The sequence below is a fragment of the Streptomyces rimosus subsp. rimosus genome (assembly GCF_000720725.1).
GTDB lineage: Bacteria > Actinomycetota > Actinomycetes > Streptomycetales > Streptomycetaceae > Streptomyces > Streptomyces rimosus_A.
In genome coordinates this window covers 1-23,405 of the sequence record NZ_JOCQ01000107.1, presented here as the reverse complement: position 1 = coordinate 23,405, position 23,405 = coordinate 1, and the positions used below count along the sequence as shown (strand labels likewise).

The window sequence follows — 23,405 nt, the reverse complement described above, 5'->3', positions numbered from 1 at the left end:
AGCGGGCCCTGCGGCGCTTGCCGGGGCCCACTGCCGCGACCTGGCCTCTTGAACCGCACGGCAGCCGCTCAGCACCATGTTCTCCCGCGGAACCGGCTCGTGCTGCTGTTATCGGTACCTACTTGCAGTAGGTGACCCCGGTGACACTCGTCGGCTCCGGAGGGTAGGAGCCCGCGGGGAAATACCACCCCTCGGTGCGGCCGGGCGCGATGTACTGGCACACCCGGACGTAGGTGTAGGTGTTTCCCTTGCCGTTCGAGAAGACCGGCGTCTCGCTCAGGCCGTGGTTGTCCGCCCAGCAGTTGTTCCAGTAGATCCAAGCCGGGGCGCCCGTGCCCCCCGGCTGGTCGACCGACAGACCGCAAGGCCGTTTCTCCGCTTTCACCTCGGCCGGGGTGAGCACTCGGGGCTGTTGTGACGCGGTCTTCTCCGCATCACCACCGGCCTGGCCGGCTGCGGGCACCGCGACGGCGACGACCAGGGCGGCTGCTGCCGCGGTCCCGGTCTTGACGAGTTTCATGAAGCCCTCCCAACATTGCCGGAGAAGCGGCGCGCCTCCGTTTCCCGCCGCACGCCGCTCCGGTTTCCAGCTGCATCGCCACAGCGAGGCGGCCTGTTTGCGTCCGGTATAGCCGCGATTCGTTGTTCAGTGTCAGGACGCCGCGCTGAACAAACACACCCCGAACAATCGACGGGCAAGCGCAATGCATCCCACCGCAGCCACACCCCCATCTGCACCATGCGCCGGCTTCGCGTGTACGCCGTCTCGGCCCCCGCCCGGCTCCTCGGCGGAGCGCGTCGCCCCAGGGCCTTATGAGGGGGTGGCGATAACGGGGACCGTGTGTACCGTAGTTCCCTCAGGCCCGTGCCGAACGGGGAGGCGAAGCGGTATGGACCCGATCGTGATGACCGCCGGGACAGCCGTGGTGAGCGCGATGGCTACGGACGCCTGGCAGCAGACGCGCGATGCCGTCGTGGCGTGGTGGCGCCGGGCCCACCCGCAGCAGGCCGAAGTTGTCGACAGCGAACTGGGGGAGGCCCGGACGCGCATTTTGACCGTACGGCAGGCCCGGGACGCTGCTGGTGAAGCGGTCTTGGTGTCCGACTGGCGTCACCGGCTGAGCCTGCTTCTGCGCGAGAGGCCGGAGCTGGAAGACGAGCTGAGGCGTCTGCTGGACCAGGTGATCATCCCGGTGCTGCCGCCCCAGGAACGGCCCCGGGCGGGGTCACAGGTGCTCAAAGCGTCGGCGTCGGGGGAAGGCCGGGTGTACCAGGCCGGACGTGACCAGCACATCACCGAACGGTGAGTCCGTCCGGCGAACCACCCGGGGAGGATGAGGAACCGCGCCAGTGGGCCCATGCCTCGGACCAGGCCCGGATCTACCAAGCCCTGCGGGACCTGAACCTCGCCGAGCGGGACCTGCACGTGCACTACACGCACGGAGTCCGTGAGGCACGCCGCGTGGAGCCCGGGCCGGGGCCGGGACAGTGCCCGTACCCGGGGCTGGCGGCCTTTGAGGAAGAGCAGGCCCGCTGGTTCTTCGGACGGGACGAGCTGACCGCCGACCTGCTGGTGCGGCTGGACCAGCGGCTGCGCACCGGTGGGCCGGTGGTGGTGGTCGCTCCCTCGGGAACGGGAAAGTCCTCGTTGCTAAGGGCCGGGGTACTGGCGGCGATCGGACGCGGGGCGCTGCCGGCCGAGGGTTCTGCACGATGGCCCCGCGCTCTGTTCACCCCTACCGCGTCTCCACGGGAAGCCCTGGTTTCCCAGCTGGCCCAGGTCACTGGTGACCCCACGTGGCGAGTGGCCGAGACCATGGCACGGGGAACGACAGCGTGCGTGGTGAGGCTCCGTGAGGCGCTGCGGGAGCGGTCCGCCGGCGAGAGCGGGTCCTTACAGCGGTGGGTGGTGGTCGTCGACCAGCTGGAGGAACTGTTCACCTTGTGCGCCGACGAAGAGGAACGGCGCTCCTTCCTGGATCTTCTCCTGGGCATCGCCGGGACGGACCCGGAAGGAAACGGCCCGGCCGGGCTGGTGGTCTACGGGCTGCGGTCGGATTTCTACACGCCCTGCGCCGGCTACCCACAACTGCGGACCGCCCTGCAGGGCTGCCAGGTCGTCGTTGGCGCGCTGTCCGCGGACGGAGTACGGGAAGCGATCCTGTATCCGGCCCAGGACGTGGGGCTGGAGGTCGAAACGGGCCTGGTCGAGGTACTGCTGCGCGACCTCGGCGCCCCGCTCCGCGCCACCTCGGCGAGCTGCACGCACGACGTCGAAGCCGGGGCCTACGAGGCCGGTCGTCTGCCGCTGCTGGCACACGCGTTACGCGCAACCTGGCAGCAGCGGCAGGGCCACGTCCTCACCCTCGACGGCTACCAGCGCACCGGTGGCATCGCCCGTGCCATCGCCAACACCGCCGACCAGTGCTACTTCCGCCTGGACCTGGCGGCCCAACAGGCGGCTCACACCGTCCTGTTACGTTTGGTCACGGTCGGGAGCGGCGGCGAGGACACCCGTCGGCGAGTACGGTACGAGGACCTGCTGGGCCACGGCGACCATCGTGGCCCGGCCCAGGCGGTCATCGAGGCCTTTACCCAGGCGCGCCTGCTGACCCGCGAACACGACAGTGTCAACATCACCCACGAAGCGCTGCTGCACGCCTGGCCGCGCCTGCGCGACTGGATCGATACCGACCGGGCCGGCCACCTCGTCCGTCAGCAGCTTGAGGAGTCAGCCGCCGACTGGAGCCGGTCCGGCCGCGATGTGGGTCTGCTGTACCGGGGCAGCCGACTGGAAGCCGCCAGCGGCTGGGCCGGTGCCGGGCACCACGGACTGAGCACCACCGCGGCCGACTTCCTCACCTCTTCGGTCAGGGCCCAGCGCCGCGGGGCGCGTCTACGGCGTGCCGTGATCGGTGTCCTGACCGCGCTGACCCTCTTGGCCTCCGGCATCGCGGTGTACGCGTTCGTCCAGCGCGCCACCGCACAAGAGGAGCGTGCCACCGCCATCTACAACCAGCTCACCGCCGAGGCCGACGGATTCCGCGACACGCACCCCACGCTCGCGGCCCGGTTGGACCTGACGGCTTACCGCATGCGGCCGACCCCGGATCTGATCACGCGTCTGATGTCCGATGCCAATACACCTGCGTCCGTTCCCCTGCCCGGCCACCGGAGCGTGATCAATTCCGTGAGCTTCAGCCCGGACGGGCATACGCTTGCCAGCGCCGGTGACGACCGGACCGTGCGCCTGTGGGACGTCCGGGGCCCCAGTCGGCCGAGACCGCTCGGCGTCCCCCTCACCGGACACGGCGGAGCGGTCGTGTCGGTCGCGTTCAGCCGTGACGGACGTGTCCTCGCCAGCGCCGGCTTCGACAGGACGGTGCGCCTGTGGGACGTGAGCGACCGAACCCACCCGGCTCCTTTCGGGCAGCCGATGAGGGGGGATGAGAAGTTCACCAAGCTGGCGTTCAGCCCGGACGGGCGCGTACTGGCCACCGGCAGCTTCGACAGGACGGCGCGGCTGTGGGACATACGCGACCCCGGTCGGCCGAGACCACTCGGCGACCCCCTCGCCGGCCATACCCATGCCGTACTCGCTGTCGCGTTCAGCCCGGACGGGCGCACCCTCGCCACCGCGGGCATCGACAAGACGGTACGGCTGTGGGATGTGCGCAACCCCAGTCGGCCGACCCCGGTCGGAGCGCCCTTGGCGAAGCACCAGGACGCGGTGCAGGCGGTCGCCTTCAGCCCGGACGGCCTGACCCTCGCCAGCGGAAGCGACGACGGCACAGTACAGATCTGGAGCGTGGAGGACCGTGCACGTCCCGACCATCTCAGCACGGTCGGCGAGACCAACAACGGTGCAGTCGCTGTCAATTCGGTCGCCTTCAGTGAAGACAGCCAGATGCTGTCCGTGGCGACGCGGAGTGCCGTCCAGTTGTGGAACGTGACCAACCCTGTCGCCCCGCAGAAGATCTTCCGGCCGGTCACCAGCCGCACGGGGCCGGTACGGGACGTGAGCTTCGCACCGGGCGGACGCGTGTTCGCCAGCGCCGGCCATGACCGGGAACTCCGCTTGTGGACCATTCCGGCGTCGATCCGGACAGGGCATTATCAAGCCGTCCAGAGCCTCGCCGTCAGCCCGGACGGCCGGACGCTGGCCAGCGCATCCGCGGACCGGGACATCCGGCTGTGGGCCATGACGGACTGGACCCGTCCGACACCGCGCCCGACCGTGCTCACCGGTCACACCGACCTGCTGCGTACCGCTGCCTTCAGTCCGGACGGGCGCCTGCTCGCCACAGGGGGCAACGACAATACGGTGCGTTTGTGGGACGTCAGCGATCCGGACCACCCGGGCCTGCTCGGCCGGCCCCTTCGAGGCCACACCGACAGTGTGAATTCCGTCGTGTTCAGTCCGGACGGCCGTGTCCTCGCCACGAGCAGCGACGACCAAACGGTTCGGCTGTGGGATGTCGGCCGCCCGCGCCACCCGAGGCCGCTCGGCGAGCCGTTGCGCGGGCACACCGCCGCTGTCACCTCAGTCGCGTTCAGCCCCGACGGACGCACCCTCGCCAGCAGCAGTTGGGACACGACCACACGCCTGTGGGACCTGACTGACCGCGCCGCCGCCCGTTCTCTGGGGCGGCCGTTCAGCAGCCACACCGGAGCGATCTCGGTGATGGCGTGGAGTCCCGACGGCCGCATACTCGCCAATGCGGCGGGTGACTACACCGTGCGCCTGTGGGACATGAAGGACCCTGCCGGCCCCAAGCCTGTCGGGAAGGCGCTTTCCGGGCACACCAGTGACATCTCCTCCTTGGCCTTCAGCCCGGACGGGCACACCCTTGCCAGCGCCGGCTGGGACATGACGATCAGGTTGTGGAACGTCACTGCTCCCGAACGGTCCGGACCGGTAGGCGAGCCGCTGAACGGGCACACCGGCACCGTCAGATCCGTGGTGTTCAGCCGGGACGGTCAGTTCCTCGCCAGCGGCGGCTGGGACATGACCGTCCGGACCTGGCAGTTGAACGTGTCCGACCTCAAGGCACATGTCTGTGCGCGCGCTTCCGTCAGCCCTCAGGAATGGCGTCGTTACCTCCCGCACCTGAGGTACGACCCACCCTGTGTCTGACTGGCCGAGCGTTGAAGCCGGTTCGTTTGGAGTGATGCGATGAAAGGGGCGGGGCCTCCCGCTCCCCCTGGACCGGCAGGCCACCACAGACGGCAACGCCCACTTCTTCGGCCTGGAACTGGTCAACCGCGGCACCGGCACAGATCCGTGGCCCGAGACGCAGCTCGACGCGGCCGTGCGGTGGGCTGCGGCCCTTTGCCGCCGTCATGGCTGGACCGAACGGTCCGTGATCGGGCACCAGGAATGGCAGCCCGGGAAGATCGACCCGGCGTTTGCCATGGACGACTTCCGAACCTGGGTCCGCCCCCGGCTGCACAGCCACCGGGTGACCACGGGGCACACGCTGTGGGGGATCGCACGGCGCTACGCGACCGAGAGCGCGAACCTGCGCCGGCTCAACCCGTGGATCACGGACGACCTGATCCTGCCTGGGCAGTGGGTGCGGTACCGGTAGCTCGGTGGGCAGCCAGGATTTCACGCGGATCGTTTGCGCCAGCCCTCGTTGGTCAGCCCGTGGCACCCGGCGCACAACACCTGAACGTTCCCGTCCGTGTAGCTCCCTCCCATCGAGAGGGACCGCACGTGATCGATTTCCAACCCGCCCGCGGGGAAGTCGCCCAGGCACCAGTCGCACCAGCCGGACCCGCGTTCGTCCACTCATCGGTGGAGCTTCGCAGTGGCGTCGTACCGGGTCGCTCGGCGCCTACCGCGTGCTCGGCGTGACCGGACAGCTGTGTGTGGTCCTTGTGTATCCCGTGGTGGGCCTTGCAGCGTTGTCCCTTCCATCAGGCGTGATGGGTCCCTCGTTTCCGGATCTCTGTCGCGATATGTGCTGATCGCCAAAGTCTGACCACACCCCCGCCCCGCCCCTCCTGCGGGCTGCGCCGACGCCGTCTGCGCGGCCGCGGTACAGGTACTGCCGACCGTCGACGCCGCCGCGATCACCTTGCACGACAGCGGCACCACACCACCTTGCCCCCGGCGCCCCCGGCGCACGCCGCGCCGAAGACCTGCAACGGGTCACCGGGGGAGGGCCCCTCGCTGACCGCGCACCGCAGCGGTGAACCCGTGCTGGTACCCGCCGTGGACCAGCACGGCGCCCGGTGGCCCTTTTTCACCGACGCCGTGCTCCGGACCGGCATCTCGGCGATCTTCGCGTACCCGTTGCGCACCGCAACCACCGCACTCGGCACCCTCACCCTTACCGCACCCGGCCGAGAAGGCACCCCCAAGGGCCGCCCGCCGATGCCCCGACGTTCGCCGACCTCACCACCGTGGTCCTGCTCGCCGACCTGGACACCGAGATCATCCAGCAGCTCCGGGCCGCCGCTGACGCCGGTGACATCAACACCGCCATCGGGGTCTTCGCCGCGGCCCAGGGCATCAGCACCCACGACGCCACCGCCTGGCTCCAGTCCACCGCGGCCTCCAAGAGGCTGCCCGGTGCCGACGTCGCCCGCATCGTCCTCACCCGCTACGGCCTGTGACGCCAGGACACCGCGACACAGCTGATCGAAGCCCTCGAACACCATCGCCGGTCCCCGATGCAGGGCGGACGGCCACACACACGACCGGATGCGTGCACCTACGGGCGCCGGCCAGCGCCCTGGTCCGTTTGCCCGCCCACGCCTTAGCCACCGTCCGCCCCATGGGGCCGGAGAGCTGTTTGCTCCGCGCACCCGAGCTCCGATCGGTGCGAGCGGACGAGTCGCCAGAACGCCTGATGTGACCACGGGTGTGTGCCAGAGATATCTACTTGTGTGACTATGCGATGGTCGTCGGCTCAGTCCTCTGCTACCGACTGGCTCCATGAACTGTGCGGTGCCTGTAAGCACTTGTTTTGGCTCCAGTGCACGGAGTTGTTCTGGCTCCACTGCCGGGGTGGAGGGGGCGTGGATTGGTGTGATTCGCGCCCCCCGTAGCAAGGTGATTTGGCCTCACTTCGACCGGGTGGTTCCGCTGGCCCAGGTAGGGAGTGTTGGCGGTAGTTCGAAGCCTCGGTGGACCTCCGTCAGCGCATCCCCGACAGGTGTGTGGAGGGTTGCCGACCCGGCTCGGCTCAAGCCGCGGACCTCCCGGTGGCCGCGGCGGCTGGACGAGAACGGGCGATGGTGCGGCTGGCACTGGGACTTGACGGCTGGGCCCGAAATGGCTGCGGCCGACCTCCCGTGCGGGAGGTCGGCCGCAGTTGTCGGTGCAGGTCGGCGACGGGGTTTCCGCTAGGTCTGCGCGAACCGGTAGGACTGGGTGCCGGTCTCGACGATGTGTGCGTTGAACGTGACCCGATCCACGATGGCCGTGCGGAGCCGGGGGGCGGTGAAGGTCTGCTTCCACTCCGAGAACGGGGCGTTCGACGCGATCGCGATGGCCCGGCGTTCTTCTCTCTCGGTGAAGATCTGGAACAGCAGCTTGGCTCCGGCCTCTACTGATGACGCCGGATGCTGCCACGAGCGGCAGGCACCCATTCCTGCTGCACCGAAGCCTCATTCGTCGTATGCGGACCCCTCTCGGGTGTCGGTGTCCTGGCGTGGGGTGCCGGTGTGACTGTCCTCGGGCGGGGGAGTCCTGTCCGGTGGCTGGCGCCGGTCGGCGGCGGGCGGGTGGAGGGTGAGTTCGGCGATGGCGCCGCCGTCGGGGGCGTTGGAGAAGCGCAGGGTGGTGCCGAGGACGCGTGCCTGCCCGATGGCGATCGTCAGTCCGAGCCCGTGCCCGCTGTTCTTCCCGCCGTTCTTGGGGCGGCTGCGGAAGCGCTGCGGGCCCTCGGCGAGCAGTTCGTCGGGGTAGCCGTCGCCGTGGTCGCGCACCGTGACGACCGGCCCGTCCACGGTGAGGACCACCGGCGGACGGCCGTGTTTGTGCGCGTTGACGACGAGGTTGCCCAGGACCCGCTCCAGCCTGCGCTGGTCGGTCTCCACCTCACGGTCCTGTACCACCCGCACTTCGGCCTCCACCCCGGTGGCTCGTACGGCGCGTTCGGCCAGTGGCCCGAGCCGGTGTACGTCGAGGTCGGCGCGTTCCACCTGGGCGTCCAGCCGGGAGATTTCCAAGAGGTCTTCGGTCAGCCGGCGCATGGCCTGTACGCGTTCTTGGACCATTTCGGTGGGCCGCCCCGGCGGCAGCAGTTCGGCGGCCGCGTGCAGTCCGGTGAGCGGGGTGCGCAGCTCATGGGCGACATCGGCGGTGAACCGCTGCTCGCTGTGCAGCTTGCTCTGCAGGCTGGCGGCCATCGCGTCGAGTGCGGCGGCCACGGCGGCGGTCTCGTCCCGGGTACGGTTGGGCCGCTGTGCGCGGGGGTCGTCCACCCGGGCGTCGAGGTCACCGGTGCTGATGCGGTGGGCCACCTGGGCGGTGCGGTGCAGACGCCGGGTGACGCCGTCGGTGACGAACAGGCCGACGAAGAGGGTCAGGGTGATCGCAAGGGCTGCGGATCTGATGATGGTCTGGTCCAGGCTGCTGATGACGTCCGCCCGTTCGCGGTAGTCCTGGCCGACGGCCAGGGCTTTGCCGTCGGCCGGTGCCACCGCCCACATGGTCGGGCGGCCGTTCCGCTGGCCGAGCTGGGTGCCGCGCTCGCCCTTGTGTGCCATTTTCCGCAGGGCCGGCGGCAGCTCCGGCGGGTCCAGCCGCGCGTCGCGGCCGAGCGGCTCCCCGGCCACGTACGACGCGACGACGGAATCCAGCCGGGTCAGCGCCGCGTCCCTGGCCTGCTCCTCGGTCTGCCGACTGACCAGGACGTGGACCAGGATGCCGAGCACCGCGGCCAGGAAGCAGCACATGACCATGATGAACAGGGCGGCCTTCCACTGCAGCGTTGCCGTCCACGACGGCAGCCGCAGCCGTCGCTCCTCCCTCCGGGCCGTGCGGGCGCTCACCGCGGGGCCTTCGACGGCGCGGAGGGGGAGGGCGATCCGGAAGCGGCGGGGCGCAGCCGGTCGTATTCCGTGCTCCGCATACCCATGGTCTGCTCCCGTTCGTTCCAGGAGTAGACGGTGCGCTGCTCGTAGCCGGTCGAGCCGCTGGGCTCGCGCAGGATCACCTTCCGGCCGGACACCTCGATCGACAGCGGTCGGGCGAAGGTGTCCAGGATCCGGACCACGCGCCCGCCTGTACTTCTGAAGGCCCAGACGGTCACGTCGCGCGGCCCCTCGATGCCGACGATCAGCTCGTCCTTCCCATCACCGGTCAGATCCCGGTACTGCGGGGCCCGTAGCGGACACTGCCGGTCGTGCTGCCGGTCCGCGGTACACCGGTTGATTCTCTGCGTGGTGTTCTGGTCGAACGGCAGCGCGTTGTTCATCGTGACGCCCACGGCGGCCTGTGCCTTGACGATGCCGAGCCACGAGGCATTGCGCAGGTCGCCGGACGGCACCTTCGGCGCCCCGGGCAGGGGGACGGGATCGGGTTCGGCGGCCTCCGGGCTGGACGAGGGGGACTGCGAAGGCTCCTGCCACAGCCGGGCCGGAGCGGAGGCGGCCGGTGTCCGCCCGGCGCTCCGGGGGTTCCCGGTCTGCGTACAACCGCTCAGCGACGCGGCCACCGCCACCGCGGCAAGGAGCGCCGACCAGAGCCGTACGCGGCCGGAAGACGACCGGGAGCAGGGGCAGGACACATCATTTCCTGTCGGTGGACACACAGGCGCAGGCCGAAGGGCTCACATCGTCACGATGCTGGCTGCCCCCTGTTGCGGCAAACCGGCGGCTGTGTAACGGCCACCCATAGGGACGCGAACGGTGCCGTAACCGCAGGGCGGCGGGGCTCCGGGCACGCGCGCCCCGTCTTCCCCTCCGCACGGGCGAGACCGGCCCGCCGCAGCCCTACCCGGCCGGACCGGACGCCTCTGCCCGGGCTCCACCAGACGGCTGAGGAGCCGGCCCAGCCGCCGTCGATCGGGGACGGGCCCAGGTACCGCACGCCCTTCGGAATTGCTCCCACCTTCTGTCGTAGTCGTAGACGTTGTCGTTTCGCTCGCAACGCCTGACGCCAAGAGGTGGCGCGCCGGTGCTTGATCAGTGCCAGCGCGGGGCAGGACCGGGCCGCCGAGCCGGTCGCGCGCGTCGCGAGGCTCGTGACGCCAGGTATCCGATGAAAAATGCTTGGACGAGGACGGACAGCGTCCAGGCGAGCCAGAAGAGCCCGTTCGGTTCCGCATCCCAGCCCGACACGAGCCCGTTGGCCATCAGGAAGACGAAGAGCGCCGGGAAGGCGGCGATGATCAGCAACAACCCGGAGAACGGGGACAGCGTAACGGTGCCCATGAGCTCGCTGACGATGGCCGCGGCGGTGACCAGCGCGAGGTAGAGCTGCGAGGCGCGGTTGCCGAAGGTCAGGCGTAGCAGTGAGCGCAGTCGTTGGGTGTTCATGGTCTTCCTTCTCCCGGGGATCGGTGCTGTTCCGCCCCTTCTGGTGCCGCGGCAGGCATGGCCGCGGCCAACGCCGTGGAGCTTCTGGTCCTTCGGCTGGACGCCTCGGGCACGACGGAGTCGTTTACCTCGTTGTGACCCTGCGCAGAGCAGTCCCAACTGCCACAGGGACGCCTCGAAACGCCGACACGGACGGCGGATGCCTCCGTGCTCGCATATCAGTGAGCCATCCCGGTGTTACAGCCGTGCCGAGATCGTGCGTCAGCCGTACCTCAATCGTCACTCATGGCCGTTAACGAGGCGCGACAGTCTCTGACCTGGTGGTTCGCTGAGGCGGACCACAGAGAATCGTGGGCCACCTCCACAGTCCGGGCGATCAGAGCCTGTGATCGCCCGCCGGGCACGCGGCCGGCTGTAGGGCTGGGCCCGCAGCGTCCACATCACGCTGCTGCCGGGCACGCAGGTCCAAACCGCAGGGCAAAGCCAGGCAGCAGGCAAAACCCGGATAGAGATCAACTCGGTGGCGGGTCCGCTCCCGCGCACCGTATCTGTGCCCCTCTTCCTCTTGGATGGTGTCGCCGGGCGCGGCGCCGCCGGTGTCTTGGCCGCCCGGCGCTTCCGTCCAGGAGCGGGTACTCATTGACCGCCGAGCCGGGGAATGGGCAGGATGCCCGCATGAGGACGCGCACATTCCACTTCCATGCGGTGGCTTCCGCGGTTCTGGTCGCGGCCGTGCCGGTCGCCGCGTGGGGCCTGATAGGACCGCTGGATGAGCCGGGGGCGCCGTCTGAGGTCAGCCGTGCCGTCGAGCCCCCGCACTTTGCAGAAGGCTTGGAGACGACACCGGGTGCCGTCTGTCTGGTACTGGCGGTGATCAGCGGGGCCGTACTGGTCCGTGCCTCGCGCAGGGGCACTTTCGAGCGGCGCTGGTGGCCGGTCCTGCTGCCCCTGGTAGCGGCGGGGCTGATTGCCGGGGTGGTGGGGCGGGTGGTCACCGCCGCAACCATCGGCGCGAACATCGGAGCCGGCCTGTCCATGTCCGTGGGTGTGCCGGCGATCCTGCTCCTGCTGATCGTGGCGCCGGTCGTTCGGCTCTCGCAACGCCGGGCTCGACGCTGAACGTGGCGGCCGGCCCACGGCTGCCGCGTTGGTAGCGGAGATCGCGGTGCCTGCGATGCGCCGCTAGGTCCAGGCACTCTCTACCGAGTCGGAAGCTGGAAGACGAACGTGGAGCTCGGGGACTGTTGCTCACCCGACAGGCCAGGCCGGAACGGTCGGAGCCTGTTGCCCGCCGGCCTCGGTCCGGTGTCGGTATGAGGCCCATTGAGGGATGCCACCGGCGGTTCTACTCTGGTCAACGCCTGCCCCAGCCCCGGCCGGTGCGTTGCCACCTGTCCGCTCGACCCATCGGTTGAGCCGACAGAGCAGGCCGCCGGGTCCGCATTCCAGCAGCGGACGCATGGTTGCGGCCTGCCCGCCGCCCGTTGCCCCGGGGCACTCCCGCGGCCCTGCGACGGTGGTGAGGCGCTCGTCCGGGGCCGGAGAGGAGCCGACCCCGGACGTGGCGGCCGCGACGGCGCCTGCCCCGCCGCCTCTCTTCAGTACCCCGTAGTCCCGGCCTTGCGCGGCCAGCGCGGCGGCCACCGATTGCTGCGCCTTTCCGCCGTCGTGAAGGGTAGCGTGAGCCGGTCTGGCCGCGCTCACCGCGCGGCGGCCTGCGGCGCGGGGTGGACTGGAAGCGCCCCGAGGTAGCGGCGGGGCCGGTCCCGGCGGAGCAGCGGGTACCGGCCCCGCACGCATGGCGGCCCGCCCGGGACGGGCAAGCTCGGGTGGGGCCGGCAAGCAGCAGCGGCTGCCCCCGGTGCGCCGGCTATGTGCCCCGCAGCCATCGCCGCCTCGCTGCCGTCGCCCTGCACCTGGTGGATGAATGGCACCCGCGCAACGACTCCGATGCGGCCGACGCCGGGGCAGGTTCCCATCGCCGGGTGCGGTGGCGGCGCGGGCGTACGGACAGTCAGCGGGTGGCCGGGTCGCGCTGGTGGCGGGCTTCCGCGCGGCTCTGGACCAGGAGTGCCAAGCTGCGCCCCGGACAAACTCGCAGTCTTGGCCGGCCTCGGACACCACTGGGCGGCATAGCTGTACAAGGGCGGCAGGTGCTGACCGCTGTGCGTGAGGCGGGTCAATCCGGAACTGAGGGCTCCGCCTTGCGTGCATATTTTCAGCATAAAGAATCCGGTAAGGGCGCGACAATAAAACCTCCGAGCGCTTTTCCGGTGATCACTCCTTCATAAACTCGGAGTCCGGACGGCGCGGTCGTGCCGTTTCTCGTCGTAGCGTCTGCTGCTTCGGGACGGGGAACAGTAAGGGGTGACTCATGTCCAAGAGCGAGTCTTTAGTGGATGCGGCGGCTCTCGGAAAGCTTGCGAAGAGCTTCGAGACCTACGGGTCGGACCTGGAGAGCTATCTCAAAGAATTCCAGACGAAGACCGGATCCGAGGCCATTCATGACGGATTCGGCGTCCTCACCGAATCCGAGGAGGTCACCTCCGCATACATCGAGCTGTCCACCGACCTGGCGGAGACGCTGAACGAGCTGCGGCGCCATCTCGACCAGGTCAGCCAGGGGATGCGCCAGGTCCAGCAGAACGCCACGGCGACTGATGAGTCCCTTTCGAGCAGCTTTGGCCGGGGGCGTCACGCGTGAGCGGAGACGAATCCGTAGCGGAACAGGTCTACGAGGCCGGCCTGGAAATCATCAACCCCGGCGGAGACCCCGTCACTCTCCGCGCGGCGGCCAAGGGGTGGCGGGATCTCCACGACAACCTCCAGAGCATGTTCCAGGGCCTGGACCACGAAGTGCAACGGACCCTGGGTTCCGGATGGCGGGGACCGGCAGCTGACGCCTTCGCGAAACATTGGAAAGACCTCAAGGCGGGAATGGACAAGACCCTGCCGCAATTGCCGCAGGCGGCAGAGAGTCTCGATGAGGCGGCGGACGCCGTCGAGGAGATCAACCACGAGATTCACCAGATCTATCTGGAAATCGGCATCTCCGTCGGAATTTCGGTCGGCTTGTCCTTCCTGACCATGGGCTTTTCGGCGGCCGCGGGGGCCGCCCGAGCCGCCCAGCTCGCCGCCCGGGCCGCCAAACTCGCCAAAACGCTCGGCACCATCCTCCAGAAGGTCGGACAGGCGTTCAAAGCCATCTCCGGGCTGGCGAAGCACCGCTTCTTGAAGAACGTCCTGGTCAACTGGGCCAGCAACACCGGCGGCACCGTCATCACCAACACGCTGACCGGGCAGGACACCAACTTGTTCGACGCGACCTGGCAAGGCGGGCTCTCCGCGGTCGTCGGCACCGGACCCGGGCTAGCTGTTTCCCGGGGGCTGGGCAAAGCGGGCCGGCCGCTACTCGGTGACATCGCGGGCGGCGCCACAGGCAGCGTGGCAGGCGGGTTCGCCGTCGACGGGACGAAAAACCTCGACAACGATTCGTCGAACGACGTCAGCGGAAACGACATGCTCTGGGACGCGACGGTCAACGGGGTCGGCGGCGGCGTGGGAGGCGGAGCCGTACACGGAGCGAACAAGCACCTGCCACCCGGGCGGGAGGGCCCGCACTTCTCGGTCGAGGGGCCGGCTCAGGGAGCCGCCTACGGCGGTATCGGCGCCATCGGCGTGCCCGTGCACAATGCCATCGTCGGCGACGGGCCGGACGACACGAAGAGCGAGGACGCCGGTCCCAGCGCGGCACAGGCACCGAAGAAGGGAACAGTGAGGGACGTGTTCGGGTGAAGGAGCGTGACACCGGCACCGCCCTGGCTGCCGCCGTGGCCTGGGGCGGTGCCGTGGCCTTCCTGATCTGCCTGCTGCTGCGGAAGGTCGCGCCGTATCCCCGCTGGGATCTGCTCGGTTGCCTGGCGGTCTGTGCTGCCGCAATGCTGGCGTGGTGGCGGTCGGCGAGCGGACGTACGGGGAGCGGGTGGAAGGCATCGGCCCGGCCCGTCCCAGAAGGGGGGCGGCGGATTCGTTGGTGGCCCGAGAGGCGCGTCCCCCTCATCCTCCTCGTTCTGACAGCATGGCCGCTGCCGCTTTTCCTGCTGTTTTCCTCGGTGGCGGACGGCTCGCCCCAAGTGGCCGCGATTCGCGCGCACAGCCCGCGCCTCTCGGACGTGACGATCGTTCAGGTTCACCACTCGTACCTGAAAAAGGGCAAGGGCTACAGCTACTACGAATCCGCGGTCACGGTCACGATCCCAGTCAGGGACGGAGACGGGGACGCGGCCACCGGGCGGCCCGGGAAAGGAGCACCACGGCTCAAGAGCACCATGCGCTCCCCCCAGCCGCCGCACCCGGGTGACAGTTTCCCGGGCTTGTACGCCCCCAGCGACCTCACCGCAGGAGTCATTCTGGACACCCGCGCCCAACTGCGCTCGCTGCTCGGTGGGCGTGCCGGGCCGCAAGATCTGGTGATGCTGGGCGTCTGGGGTATTTTCCCCTTGGCCTGCGCCGGAACCGCCTTCCGTAGACGTGCTGCCGCACTCCCCTGGGACGGCGTGTTCAGCGACGGCGAGCCCCGGATGCTCCGGGTCCGGGTCGTGGCCGCGGGTGCGGGCGACCGTTTCGGACGCCCGATCAGTGGCTCGAAGTCGTACGGTCCGCTCCTGAGTCCCGCGCTGCGTCTGATCTCGTCAAGCGAAAGCCGCGATCTGCTGCTGGAGCGGTGCCTGGACCCCATACCGCTTGCCGAAGCCCTCATGGGCGCCGAGGGCCGGCTGTACTGGGCCCCCAAGCCGGAGGACCGGCCCGAGTACTCCGTCCCCGCCCTGCTCGTCCTGGACGACGGCCGGTACATACGGGGAACGACAACCATCGGCACGCCCCCGCACGCCCCGGCGGGCGAACCCGTTACCGAACCCCTCCCCGAGAACCTGCAAGCGATCCGCCCCGTGGGCCCGTACCTACTGTGGCAGCCCCAGGTACACAGACCAGGACTGGTCTGCTTCACTGCCGCCTTCCTCGCCGTGACCCTGCTGGTGTCGGGTGCCGGATACGGCAACGGGTCGCTGCGCCTCGCCTGTTTCCTGGTCGCCGGGGCCGGGCCGATCGTCGGTCTGGCGCTGATCAACCGTTGGCGTACGCACTATTTGCGCCAGCTGGTGCGGCAGGCCTGAAAGAGGCAGCTGCCAGAGCGAGCCAGAAAACACCCCCGACACAATGATCGCTCTGACCACATCACCCCCTGCCCGCCGGCCCCTTCACGGCGGCCGGCGTCGTCCTGAAACACCTGTCGGGCCTGTTGCCTGGCCTGAGCCCGTATGCGACCACATCCGCGCCTACACCGCGGCCCAGGCGCCGCTACTGCCACTCACCTGCACAAGCACAGTGCTTTCTTCGGTGTACTTGCTCCGAGGGCTCCGCCTGCCAACGCTTCAGGATTTGGCGGCCGAGGCCGTGAGCAGTGCCAGACCAGTCGTCCACGACGCTGCTGGTGGTTGATCATCCTGCCCAATCGGTCGGGCCAGAGCGATGACCTCGTACCTGAAGATCGGGGAATCCGTCATGCCGCGACCGTACCGGTCAACGCTTTCACCAGTTAAGCGATTGACCAGTAGAGGCGTTGTCCGATGTGCGTTGAGTGCCCCAGCCTGGTTTGGAGCGACGACGGTCAATCGCTACTGGTCAAGCCCTGGGCCCTTCGGACTATGAGTGTTGGTCGCCAAACTTTGCCCCGTCTGTTGCGGCTCGGGCTTCGCCTCGGCGGGGGTGAGGACCTGGGCGGCTGCCTGTTCGGTGGCGGGGGCCGGGCCGGGACGGATCGCGGCGCCGTAGAGACGCTCGAAGTCGGAGATGGCTTTGGCGGGGCTGGTGAAGTCCAGGGCGATCTGCCGCAGGTGGTCTTCGCCGTGCAGGTGGACGCTGTGGCCGTCGCGGTAGGTGCCGACGGCGTCGGTGGTCCAGCCGTCGTGGGCGTGCAGGTGAATGACCAGGTGTCCGGACATGATGTCGTCATGGATCTGCTGGGACTGGGCGAAGACGTCTCGGATCACGTCGCGGTCCAGCCAGTGCAGGGGGTGGCCGGCCTGCTGGGCGTAGTGGGGTTCCTCATGGTCGATGCGGGCCAGGACCAGGGTGTGTTCGCCGGTGGCGCGGAAGCCGTGGACGCTCAGCAGGGCACGGGCGGTGGTGGGGGAGGAGCTGGTGAGGGCGGCGGTGACGGCGGAGGTGTGCTGAGGGTGGCGGCCGAGGCGGACGTGGGCGGCGGTCTCGGGCTGGGGCATGGCGCTCGTTCCTGGGCCCGGCCGGACGCGGCGGCCCGGCCGGGCAGGGGCTATCGGGAGACACGGGTGGTGGGTGAGGCAGCGGTGGTCCGCAGGCGGGGCCCGGCGCGGGGCCCGGCCGGGGAGCGGGAGGGCGCGGCGGGGCTGCGGGTGGCGCGCCGCCAGCGGGTGCGCAGGGCGGTCAGCTCGGCCAGGGCGCGGCGGCTGCCGGTGGCGAGCTGGCGCGGGGTGTTGGCCGCATCATCGATGAAAGTCCGGATGCGCAGGGCGGTGGTGCGGGCCTGGGCGAGCAGGGCGCGCCGCAAGATTTTTTCACTCCAGTATTCGGGGGTGCCGACTGGGGTGGAGAGCAGGCCGATCAGGGCGGCGGGGGCGAAGTCGGCGTGTAGCAGGGACTGGTGCTGGGCTTTTGACAGCACGGTGACTGGTGACCGCATCGAGGGGCTCACGGCGGTGTACCAGCGCGCTCAGGCCCTCGAAGAGCTGTCCGTGCCGGGGCAGGGCGAATGTGTTGGGCTGCGGCCAGCGCATCTGCCGTTGCCTGGAGGGTTGCGCGGTCGTGCACGCGAGTACGGCCCGGCGCTGGCCGCCGCGCGCGTTCTCGTCGCGAGCATGCTGCGGTTGCGGCCGGGGTCTCTTGGTGTGCGGTATCAACGAAGCATCCGAGGACGCGGGGTGAGCTGAACCAGAGCCCAGGCAAGGAGGGTGCAGGACGTGGCACCTGTTCAGCCCCCCCATCATCCATTGCCCGTCAGGGGGACGAGCGGCTCCGTTTTTCCGGTACCGTCGCGCGCTCGTGAACGGCGGTGACGATTGTCGGGATCGCCTCTCCCGATGGGCGGTCCGGAGCCGGTTGGGCATGATCAACTGGGAGACGCATGGGAAATCGGCGCGGCAGGTTCCTGCGGGCAACTGCCGCGAGCTGCCGGAAACCGCGGGAAACGGGCAGACCGGTGTGCGGTGATCAGGCCGGGCGCGGGAGGCGAAGCGCTCGAATTCCAGGGGCTTGCCGAAGCGGATGGTGATGCGCATGGCGCGGGGCAGGCGGCGGCCGGTGGGCTGTGCCTCGAACGTTCCGATCATCGCGCACGGCACCACCGGCACCTGCGCCTTGATCGCCATCGCGGCCACTCCCGTACGGCCCTTGTAGAGCCGCCCGTCGTGCGACCGCGTCCCCTCCGGGTAGATCCCCAGCACCCGTCCCTTGCGCAACACCGCCAGCCCGGACCGCAACGCGGCCTGCGCCGCCTTGCCGCCGGAGCGGTCCACCGGAATCTGCCCGATCCCCCGGAAGAACGCCGCGGTCAGCCGCCCGCGCACACCGGGCCCCGTGAAGTACTCGGACTTCGCCAGGAACGTCACCCGCCTCGGCACGATCACCGGCATCACGAAGTGATCCGAGAACGACAGATGATTGCCCGCAATGATCGCCGGCCCCTGCAAGGGCACATGTTCCAGCCCCTCCACCCGCGGCCGGAAGACCAGCCGCAGCAACGGCCCCAGAAACACGTACTTGAGCACCTGGTAGAACACAGGGCCTCCCCTCACTCTCCGGAACCGGCTCAACGGCACTGTTTACGCAGGTCAGACGAGGTGCAGAGGGACGTAGTCTAGATGCAGGCGCGAGCGTCCGTAACCACCCGTGGGGATACCGGTGAGGTGCGACGCCGGAAGGTGGTGGTGAACGGCCGGGAGGACGCTCGGGTGTGCGCCCTCCCGGCCGTCACCGGGCCTCGGCTGTGATTGGGGACCGGCTGTCACCGGGCCCTGGCCGTTGCCGGTCCCCGGCTGTCACCGGCCCCGGTCAGGACGACGGAATCTCCGCCCGGACGGTCCGCGCGGCGGCGACGAGGTTTTCCAGCGAAGCGCGGGTCTCGGGCCAGGCGCGGGTCTTCAGGCCGCAGTCCGGGTTGACCCACAGGCGCTCGGCCGGGATGGCGTCGAGGCCCTTGCGCAGCAGGCTCGCCGCCTCTTCGGCGCTGGGCACGCGGGGCGAGTGGATGTCGTACACCCCCGGACCGGCCTCGCGCGGGTAGCCGTGGGCGGCCAGTTCGCGGGCGACCTGCATATGGGAGCGGGCCGCCTCCAGGCTGATGACATCGGCGTCGAGGTCGTCGATGGCCTGGACGATGTCGCCGAACTCGGCGTAGCACATGTGCGTATGGATCTGGGTACGGTCCCGCACGCCGCTCGTGGTGAGGCGGAACGCCTCGGTGGCCCAGGCGAGGTAGGCGGCGTGACCGGCGGCGCGCAGCGGCAGTGTCTCGCGCAGGGCGGGCTCGTCGACCTGGATGACCGAGGTGCCCGCCGCTTCGAGGTCGCCGACCTCGTCGCGCAGGGCCAGGGCCACCTGGCGGGCGGTGTCGCCGAGCGGCTGGTCGTCGCGGACGAAGGACCAGGCGAGCATGGTGACCGGGCCGGTCAGCATGCCTTTGACGGGACGGTCGGTGCGGGACTGGGCGTACGTCGTCCAGCGCACCGTCATCGGCTCGGGCCGCGAGATGTCGCCGGCCAGGACCGGCGGACGCACGTACCGCGTGCCGTACGACTGGACCCAGCCGTGCTGCGTGGCGAGATAGCCGGTCAGCTGCTCCGCGAAGTACTGGACCATGTCGTTGCGTTCGGGCTCGCCGTGCACCAGGACATCGATGCCCGCCTTCTCCTGGAAGGCGAGGACTTCGCGGATCTCGTTCTCGATGCGCTCCTCGTAGCCGGCGGTGTCGATCCGTCCGGCCCGCAGGTCGGCGCGGGCGGTGCGCAGCTCGCCGGTCTGCGGGAAGGAGCCGATGGTGGTGGTCGGCAGCAGGGGCAGGCCCAAGTGGGCCCGTTGCGCGACGGCGCGCTCCGTGTACGGCGCCGAGCGGCGGCCGTCCGCGTCGGTGACGGCGGCGGCGCGGGCGCGTACGGCGGGGTCGTGCGTGATCGCGGAACCGGCGCGGGACGCCAGGTCCGCGCGGTTGGCGGCCAGTTCGGCGGCGATCGTGTCGGTGCCCCGCGCGAGACCGCGGGCGAGCGTGGCGATCTCGGCCGTCTTCTGCTCGGCGAACGCGAGCCAGCGCAGGATCTGCGGATCGATGTCGCGCTCGACGGCGGCGTCGAGCGGCACGTGCAGCAGGGAGCAGGAGGCGGCCACGTCGACCCGGCCGGCCAGTCCCAGCAGGGTCCCGAGTGTGGCCAGCGACTTCTCGTAGTCGTTGATCCAGATGTTGCGGCCGTTGACGACACCGGCGACCAGGCGCTTGCCGGGCAGGCCGCCCACCGCGGCGAGCGCTTCCAGGTTGCCGGCCGCGGCCTCGGTGAAGTCCAGCGCCAGGCCGTCGACAGGAGCCTTGGCCAGGACCGGCAGGGCTTCGCCGAGCTGGTCGAAGTACGAGGCGACCAGCAGCTTCGGGCGGTCGGTGAGGGCACCGAGGTCGCGGTAGGCGCGCTCGGCGGCGTTCAGTTCGGCCGGGCTGCGGTCCTGGACGAGCGCGGGCTCGTCCAGCTGCACCCACTCGGCCCCGGCCGCGCGCAGATCGCCCAGGACCTCGGCGTACACGGGCAGCAGCCGGTCGAGCAGGGTCAGCGGGTCGAAGTCGGCGGCGACCCCGGGGGCGGGCTTGGCCAGCAGGAGGTAGGTGACCGGGCCGACGAGTACCGGGCGCGGGGTGTGCCCGAGGGCGAGCGCTTCCTTGAGCTCACCGACCTGCTTGGCGGAGTCCGCGGCGAAGACCGTGTCGGGGCCCAACTCGGGCACCAGGTAGTGGTAGTTGGTGTCGAACCACTTCGTCATCTCCAGCGGCGCCACGTCCTGCGTGCCGCGCGCCATCGCGAAGTAGCCGCCCAGGGCGTCGGTCTCGACGGCGGCGCGGTGCCGGTCCGGGACGGCTCCGACCATGACGCTGGTGTCCAGGACGTGGTCGTAGTACGAGAAGTCGCCGGTCGGCACCTCGTGGAGACCGGCGTCCGCCAGCTGCTGCCAGTTCGTACGGCGCAGGTCCCGGGCGGTCTCCACCAGGGCGTCCGCGGTGACGCGGCCCTTCCAGTAGCCCTCGACGGCTTTCTTCAGTTCCCGGTTTCGTCCCTGGCGGGGGTAGCCGTACACGGTGGCCCGTGCTGCCGCGGCTGCGGGCTTCGCTGTCACGGAACTCTCCTTCGCGGATGTGTTCTTGAGTGCGTCCCGGGGACGGGACGAGAACGCGAAGGAATGACACGCCGGACGAGCCGCGAAGCGTGCGCCGACGCTCCTGCCCGCCTGACATGTACGGTTCCGGACTACGTCCGGAACGCTCCCAACCCGCCCTCGAGGTCTCCGGGATGACCACGCACGCATGGACGCGCGCGGGCAACGGGCAGGTCTTCGGACTCACGGGCACGCCTGCCGGGCTCTCCCGGCGGGCACCTACTGGCCGTCGCTTCCCGGATCCGCGGCCCGGATCCAGTGCGTATGACGGCGGTCGTTCCCGCTCACCGCTGCGGGGCAGTCCCGGATTCCCACCGGGTTCCCTCTTACGACGCGCCTGCCTGGCGGGCAGGGCGAACCAGCTGCACCGGACACAGTAGATCGACCATGGCCCGGGCGGACAGCCCTGTTCACATTGCGGAACGAGGAATGAGACGGGAAGGGGGAAGGCGGGAGACCGTACGGGACGCGGGACCGAGCCGCAAACGCCGAAGCCGTACGGGACCGGCTGGAACCGGTGCCCGTACGGCTTCGGCGTTACCCGCGGGAGGGCTCAGCCGGCAGGCGGCTGCGACGTGGCGGAGGAGAAGTGGCCGGACGCGAGTTTCCACTCCCGGTGCAGGGTGCCCAGCGGGATGCGCTTCTGGAAGAGCGGAGTGCCGAAGATCGTCAGCTGAGCCTGGAGCGAGCCGCTCAGATCCAGCCCTCCGAAGGCCTTCCAGTCGGCCGTGACGGAACCCTTCCCGTCGGAGGAACCGGTGGCCGCGGCACTGGCCTCGCCGCGCAGATACGGAGCGACATCGGCGCTCACCCCGACCGCACCGTACAGGCCGACGCTCGCCTCGGCACCGAGTGTGGCCTTCGCCCGGCCCGACGCCGTCACCGCGGCCTGAACCGGGGTGGAGTGCATGCCGGATTCGCTGACGGGCTTCCAGCCCCCGGCCCAGGAGTAGCTGCCGCCGACCCGGAAGTCGCCCTTGAGGTCCTGCTTGATGTCGACGCTGACCCGCCCGTCCGCCTCGACCGCGAGGTAGCACGTGAGGTCCAGATTGACGACGACGGGGACCGGGCCGACCTGGATGACCGGATCGGCGTGGAGCTTGGCGAACGGCACCCGCAGCGGCTTGCCGTTCGCGGTGGAGGCGGCGGCCTGGCCCTTGAAGCGCCACTGGGAGGACCAGTCACCGGACAGCCCGATGAACGCACCGCCGGGCGCCGTGCGGCCGGCGGGGCCCGGGGCGGGCGTGGCGTGCGCGCGGTTGCCGTCGTAAGCGAACTCCACCTTGGGCGACAGCTGCACGAAGCCGGAAACCGAGGCCGAGGCACTCGCCGGGGCGCCCTCCGCGGTGGCGACCGACGCACCGACGTCCAGGCGCAGGCTGCCGAGGGGCAACGTGGCGCCGTGGGGCCCGAAGCGGCGCTCGCCCTTCCTCGCCCAGGAGACCTTCACCCCCTTGACCAGCGGCTCGACCGAAACGGCTGCCGGATCGACGGGCACCTTTCCGTCGGCCTCGCCCTTGCCCAGCAGCGCGTCGAGCGTGGCCGGCGCGGTGTTGACCTCGGTGCCCTTCGCGGTCGTGCTGCGCACCGCGGTGACCTTGGCCAGGACGCCGCTGGGGGCGCCGGGTGCGGGCGCGCTCGCGATGACGTCGCCGACGGCCACGGCCGAGTTCTTCGGGGGCGTGGAGGCAGAGGGGGTGGGGGAGGGGGAGGAGGGTGCCGAGGTCGAAGGAGTGGGGCTCGGGGCGTGTTTCGCCGGGCTGACGATGACCGCGCGGCCACTGCTGCGGTCGTACGAGGCAACCCGTAGCGCGGACTTGTACTGCGGGCGTCCGTTGCCGGACGGACGGGCCACGGCCGCCGTACCGGCGGGGCCGGGCGACGCGGGTGCCGCGTCGACGGTCAGCCGCTGCCCGCCGCCTGCGGCTTTGCCGGCCGTGGTGTCGGCGGCATCCCGGCCCTCGGCGGCCTGGGCGGCGGTCGCCCCGGCACCGGGTTCGGCGGATCCGCCGGGGCCGGTATCGGTGCCACTGGCCGCCGAACACCCGGAAGCCAGCAGGGAGATGACGGTCAGGGCAGGTATTAGCGCCTGCTTGGTGATCGTACGCAAGGTGAGCCCTAAAGAATGTGGGATGGGGTACGCCGCGACGAAGTCGCCCTCGGGAACGGCGCCTCACAACAATGGGACGGTTGCGAAGAAGTGGAGAGGTGCGGAAAGGGAGCTGGGTGATCATGCCATGACCGGTGGGCCGGAGCGAATTCGGCCTGCGCGGCGGGGCATTGATACGTACCAATGGTGATTTCGCGATGAACTATTTCCGCCTCGTGGGCTATTCGGCGACGGGCGGAGCCGCCTCGCCGAATGTTGATGGGTGAACGGAATTGCTGTCGTGTTTGCGTGGGCCGTGGGCGGTGAAGGAGTCGCCGTGTCGTGGGGGCGGGGCGGGGCGGGGCGTGGAGGTAGG

17 protein-coding genes, 3 pseudogenes and 1 riboswitch are annotated in these 23,405 nt (G+C 70.0%); of the genes and pseudogenes, 9 read left to right on the top strand and 11 right to left on the bottom strand.

The features are described 5' to 3' along the window. Window positions 1-118 precede the first annotated feature (118 nt). Window positions 119-520, bottom strand: coding sequence for a hypothetical protein (locus IH45_RS0135430; protein WP_030678401.1), 402 nt, complete (start codon window positions 518-520; stop codon window positions 119-121). Between the two features lie 370 nt (window positions 521-890). Here IH45_RS0135430 and IH45_RS0135425 point away from each other — a divergent pair, with 370 nt between their 5' ends. From IH45_RS0135425 to IH45_RS1000000151125, 4 genes and pseudogenes are all read left to right on the top strand, one after another. After that, entirely contained in the window at window positions 891-1,307 is a 417-nt protein-coding gene (locus IH45_RS0135425; RefSeq protein WP_030678399.1) for a hypothetical protein, read from the top strand. Continuing rightward, a complete protein-coding gene (locus IH45_RS0135420; RefSeq protein ID WP_050515410.1) occupies window positions 1,304-5,137 on the top strand; it encodes an nSTAND1 domain-containing NTPase in 3,834 nt (1,277 codons plus the stop codon). Before IH45_RS0135425 ends, IH45_RS0135420 begins: the two co-directional genes overlap by 4 nt. Before the next feature lie 67 nt (window positions 5,138-5,204). Beyond that, window positions 5,205-5,345, top strand: a pseudogene (locus IH45_RS1000000151130) (N-acetylmuramoyl-L-alanine amidase); the annotation flags it as partial. A gap of 18 nt (window positions 5,346-5,363) precedes the next feature. Beyond that, complete coding sequence (locus IH45_RS1000000151125; RefSeq protein WP_050515409.1) at window positions 5,364-5,591, top strand: LysM peptidoglycan-binding domain-containing protein; 228 nt, start codon at window positions 5,364-5,366, stop codon at window positions 5,589-5,591. Between the two features lie 20 nt (window positions 5,592-5,611). Here IH45_RS1000000151125 and IH45_RS1000000150345 read toward each other — a convergent pair whose 3' ends face one another. Continuing rightward, complete coding sequence (locus IH45_RS1000000150345) at window positions 5,612-5,719, bottom strand: hypothetical protein (protein WP_234440797.1); 108 nt, start codon at window positions 5,717-5,719, stop codon at window positions 5,612-5,614. 692 nt (window positions 5,720-6,411) lie between these two features. Between IH45_RS1000000150345 and IH45_RS0135410 the strand changes: the two genes are divergently transcribed. Beyond that, a complete protein-coding gene (locus IH45_RS0135410) occupies window positions 6,412-6,624 on the top strand; it encodes an ANTAR domain-containing protein (RefSeq protein ID WP_030678390.1) in 213 nt (70 codons plus the stop codon). Window positions 6,625-7,356: 732 nt separating this feature from the next. On the opposite strand, the pseudogene IH45_RS0135405 reads toward IH45_RS0135410, so the two are convergent. The 4 genes and pseudogenes from IH45_RS0135405 to IH45_RS01000000144450 all read right to left on the bottom strand — a co-directional run. Next, window positions 7,357-7,554: pseudogene (locus IH45_RS0135405) on the bottom strand (ATP-binding protein); the annotation flags it as partial. 66 nt (window positions 7,555-7,620) lie between these two features. Continuing rightward, complete coding sequence (locus tag IH45_RS0135400; protein WP_394298729.1) at window positions 7,621-9,009, bottom strand: ATP-binding protein; 1,389 nt, start codon at window positions 9,007-9,009, stop codon at window positions 7,621-7,623. Continuing rightward, the gene (locus tag IH45_RS1000000149560) at window positions 9,006-9,746 is read right to left on the bottom strand and encodes a hypothetical protein (protein ID WP_199810755.1); all 741 of its coding nucleotides are present in this window, start codon (window positions 9,744-9,746) and stop codon (window positions 9,006-9,008) included. The genes IH45_RS0135400 and IH45_RS1000000149560 overlap by 4 nt, the downstream gene beginning before the upstream one ends. Window positions 9,747-10,143: 397 nt before the next feature. Next, window positions 10,144-10,497 carry an SCO4225 family membrane protein gene (locus IH45_RS01000000144450; protein WP_032918874.1) on the bottom strand — a complete coding sequence of 118 codons (354 nt, stop codon included), beginning with the start codon at window positions 10,495-10,497 and terminating at the stop codon, window positions 10,144-10,146. Window positions 10,498-11,172: 675 nt separating this feature from the next. Here IH45_RS01000000144450 and IH45_RS1000000145595 point away from each other — a divergent pair. The 4 genes from IH45_RS1000000145595 (at window position 11,173) to IH45_RS0135365 (ending at window position 15,671) form a co-directional block, all read left to right on the top strand. After that, window positions 11,173-11,616 (top strand): hypothetical protein, encoded by a 444-nt coding sequence (locus IH45_RS1000000145595; protein ID WP_050515408.1) that lies wholly within the window; start codon window positions 11,173-11,175, stop codon window positions 11,614-11,616. 1,255 nt (window positions 11,617-12,871) lie between these two features. After that, entirely contained in the window at window positions 12,872-13,201 is a 330-nt protein-coding gene (locus IH45_RS0135375; RefSeq protein WP_030678375.1) for a hypothetical protein, read from the top strand. After that, complete coding sequence (locus IH45_RS1000000145590; RefSeq protein ID WP_063763081.1) at window positions 13,198-14,292, top strand: WXG100 family type VII secretion target; 1,095 nt, start codon at window positions 13,198-13,200, stop codon at window positions 14,290-14,292. The genes IH45_RS0135375 and IH45_RS1000000145590 overlap by 4 nt, the downstream gene beginning before the upstream one ends. Before the next feature lie 53 nt (window positions 14,293-14,345). Beyond that, on the top strand, window positions 14,346-15,671 hold the full coding sequence (locus tag IH45_RS0135365) for a hypothetical protein (protein ID WP_158813368.1): 1,326 nt from the start codon (window positions 14,346-14,348) through the stop codon (window positions 15,669-15,671). Window positions 15,672-16,172: 501 nt separating this feature from the next. Here the strand turns inward: IH45_RS0135365 and IH45_RS0135360 are convergent. The 5 genes and pseudogenes from IH45_RS0135360 to IH45_RS0135345 form a co-directional block, all read right to left on the bottom strand. After that, window positions 16,173-16,778 (bottom strand): hypothetical protein, encoded by a 606-nt coding sequence (locus IH45_RS0135360; protein WP_050515406.1) that lies wholly within the window; start codon window positions 16,776-16,778, stop codon window positions 16,173-16,175. 50 nt (window positions 16,779-16,828) lie between these two features. Beyond that, window positions 16,829-17,083, bottom strand: coding sequence for a hypothetical protein (locus IH45_RS1000000145585; protein WP_078897933.1), 255 nt, complete (start codon window positions 17,081-17,083; stop codon window positions 16,829-16,831). Window positions 17,084-17,750: 667 nt separating this feature from the next. Continuing rightward, window positions 17,751-18,311, bottom strand: a pseudogene (locus tag IH45_RS1000000147250) (lysophospholipid acyltransferase family protein); the annotation flags it as partial. Window positions 18,312-18,582: 271 nt separating this feature from the next. Then, entirely contained in the window at window positions 18,583-20,901 is a 2,319-nt protein-coding gene (metE, locus tag IH45_RS0135350) for a 5-methyltetrahydropteroyltriglutamate--homocysteine S-methyltransferase (RefSeq protein ID WP_030678360.1), read from the bottom strand. A gap of 190 nt (window positions 20,902-21,091) precedes the next feature. Beyond that, window positions 21,092-21,318, bottom strand: a riboswitch (cobalamin riboswitch). A 175-nt stretch (window positions 21,319-21,493) separates the two neighbouring features. Beyond that, on the bottom strand, window positions 21,494-23,050 hold the full coding sequence (locus IH45_RS0135345) for a hypothetical protein (protein ID WP_030678357.1): 1,557 nt from the start codon (window positions 23,048-23,050) through the stop codon (window positions 21,494-21,496). Between the last annotated feature and the right edge of the window lie 355 nt (window positions 23,051-23,405).

What these genes read in the sequence shown, in the direction of transcription:
- IH45_RS0135430 (WP_030678401.1), bottom strand. Translation starts at nt 520, where the DNA reads ATGAAACTCGTCAAGACCGGGACCGCGGCAGCAGCCGCCCTGGTCGTC.
- IH45_RS0135425 (WP_030678399.1), top strand. Translation starts at nt 891, where the DNA reads ATGGACCCGATCGTGATGACCGCCGGGACAGCCGTGGTGAGCGCGATG.
- IH45_RS01000000144450 (WP_032918874.1), bottom strand. Translation starts at nt 10,497, where the DNA reads ATGAACACCCAACGACTGCGCTCACTGCTACGCCTGACCTTCGGCAAC.
- IH45_RS1000000145595 (WP_050515408.1), top strand. Translation starts at nt 11,173, where the DNA reads ATGAGGACGCGCACATTCCACTTCCATGCGGTGGCTTCCGCGGTTCTG.
- IH45_RS0135375 (WP_030678375.1), top strand. Translation starts at nt 12,872, where the DNA reads ATGTCCAAGAGCGAGTCTTTAGTGGATGCGGCGGCTCTCGGAAAGCTT.
- IH45_RS0135360 (WP_050515406.1), bottom strand. Translation starts at nt 16,778, where the DNA reads ATGCCCCAGCCCGAGACCGCCGCCCACGTCCGCCTCGGCCGCCACCCT.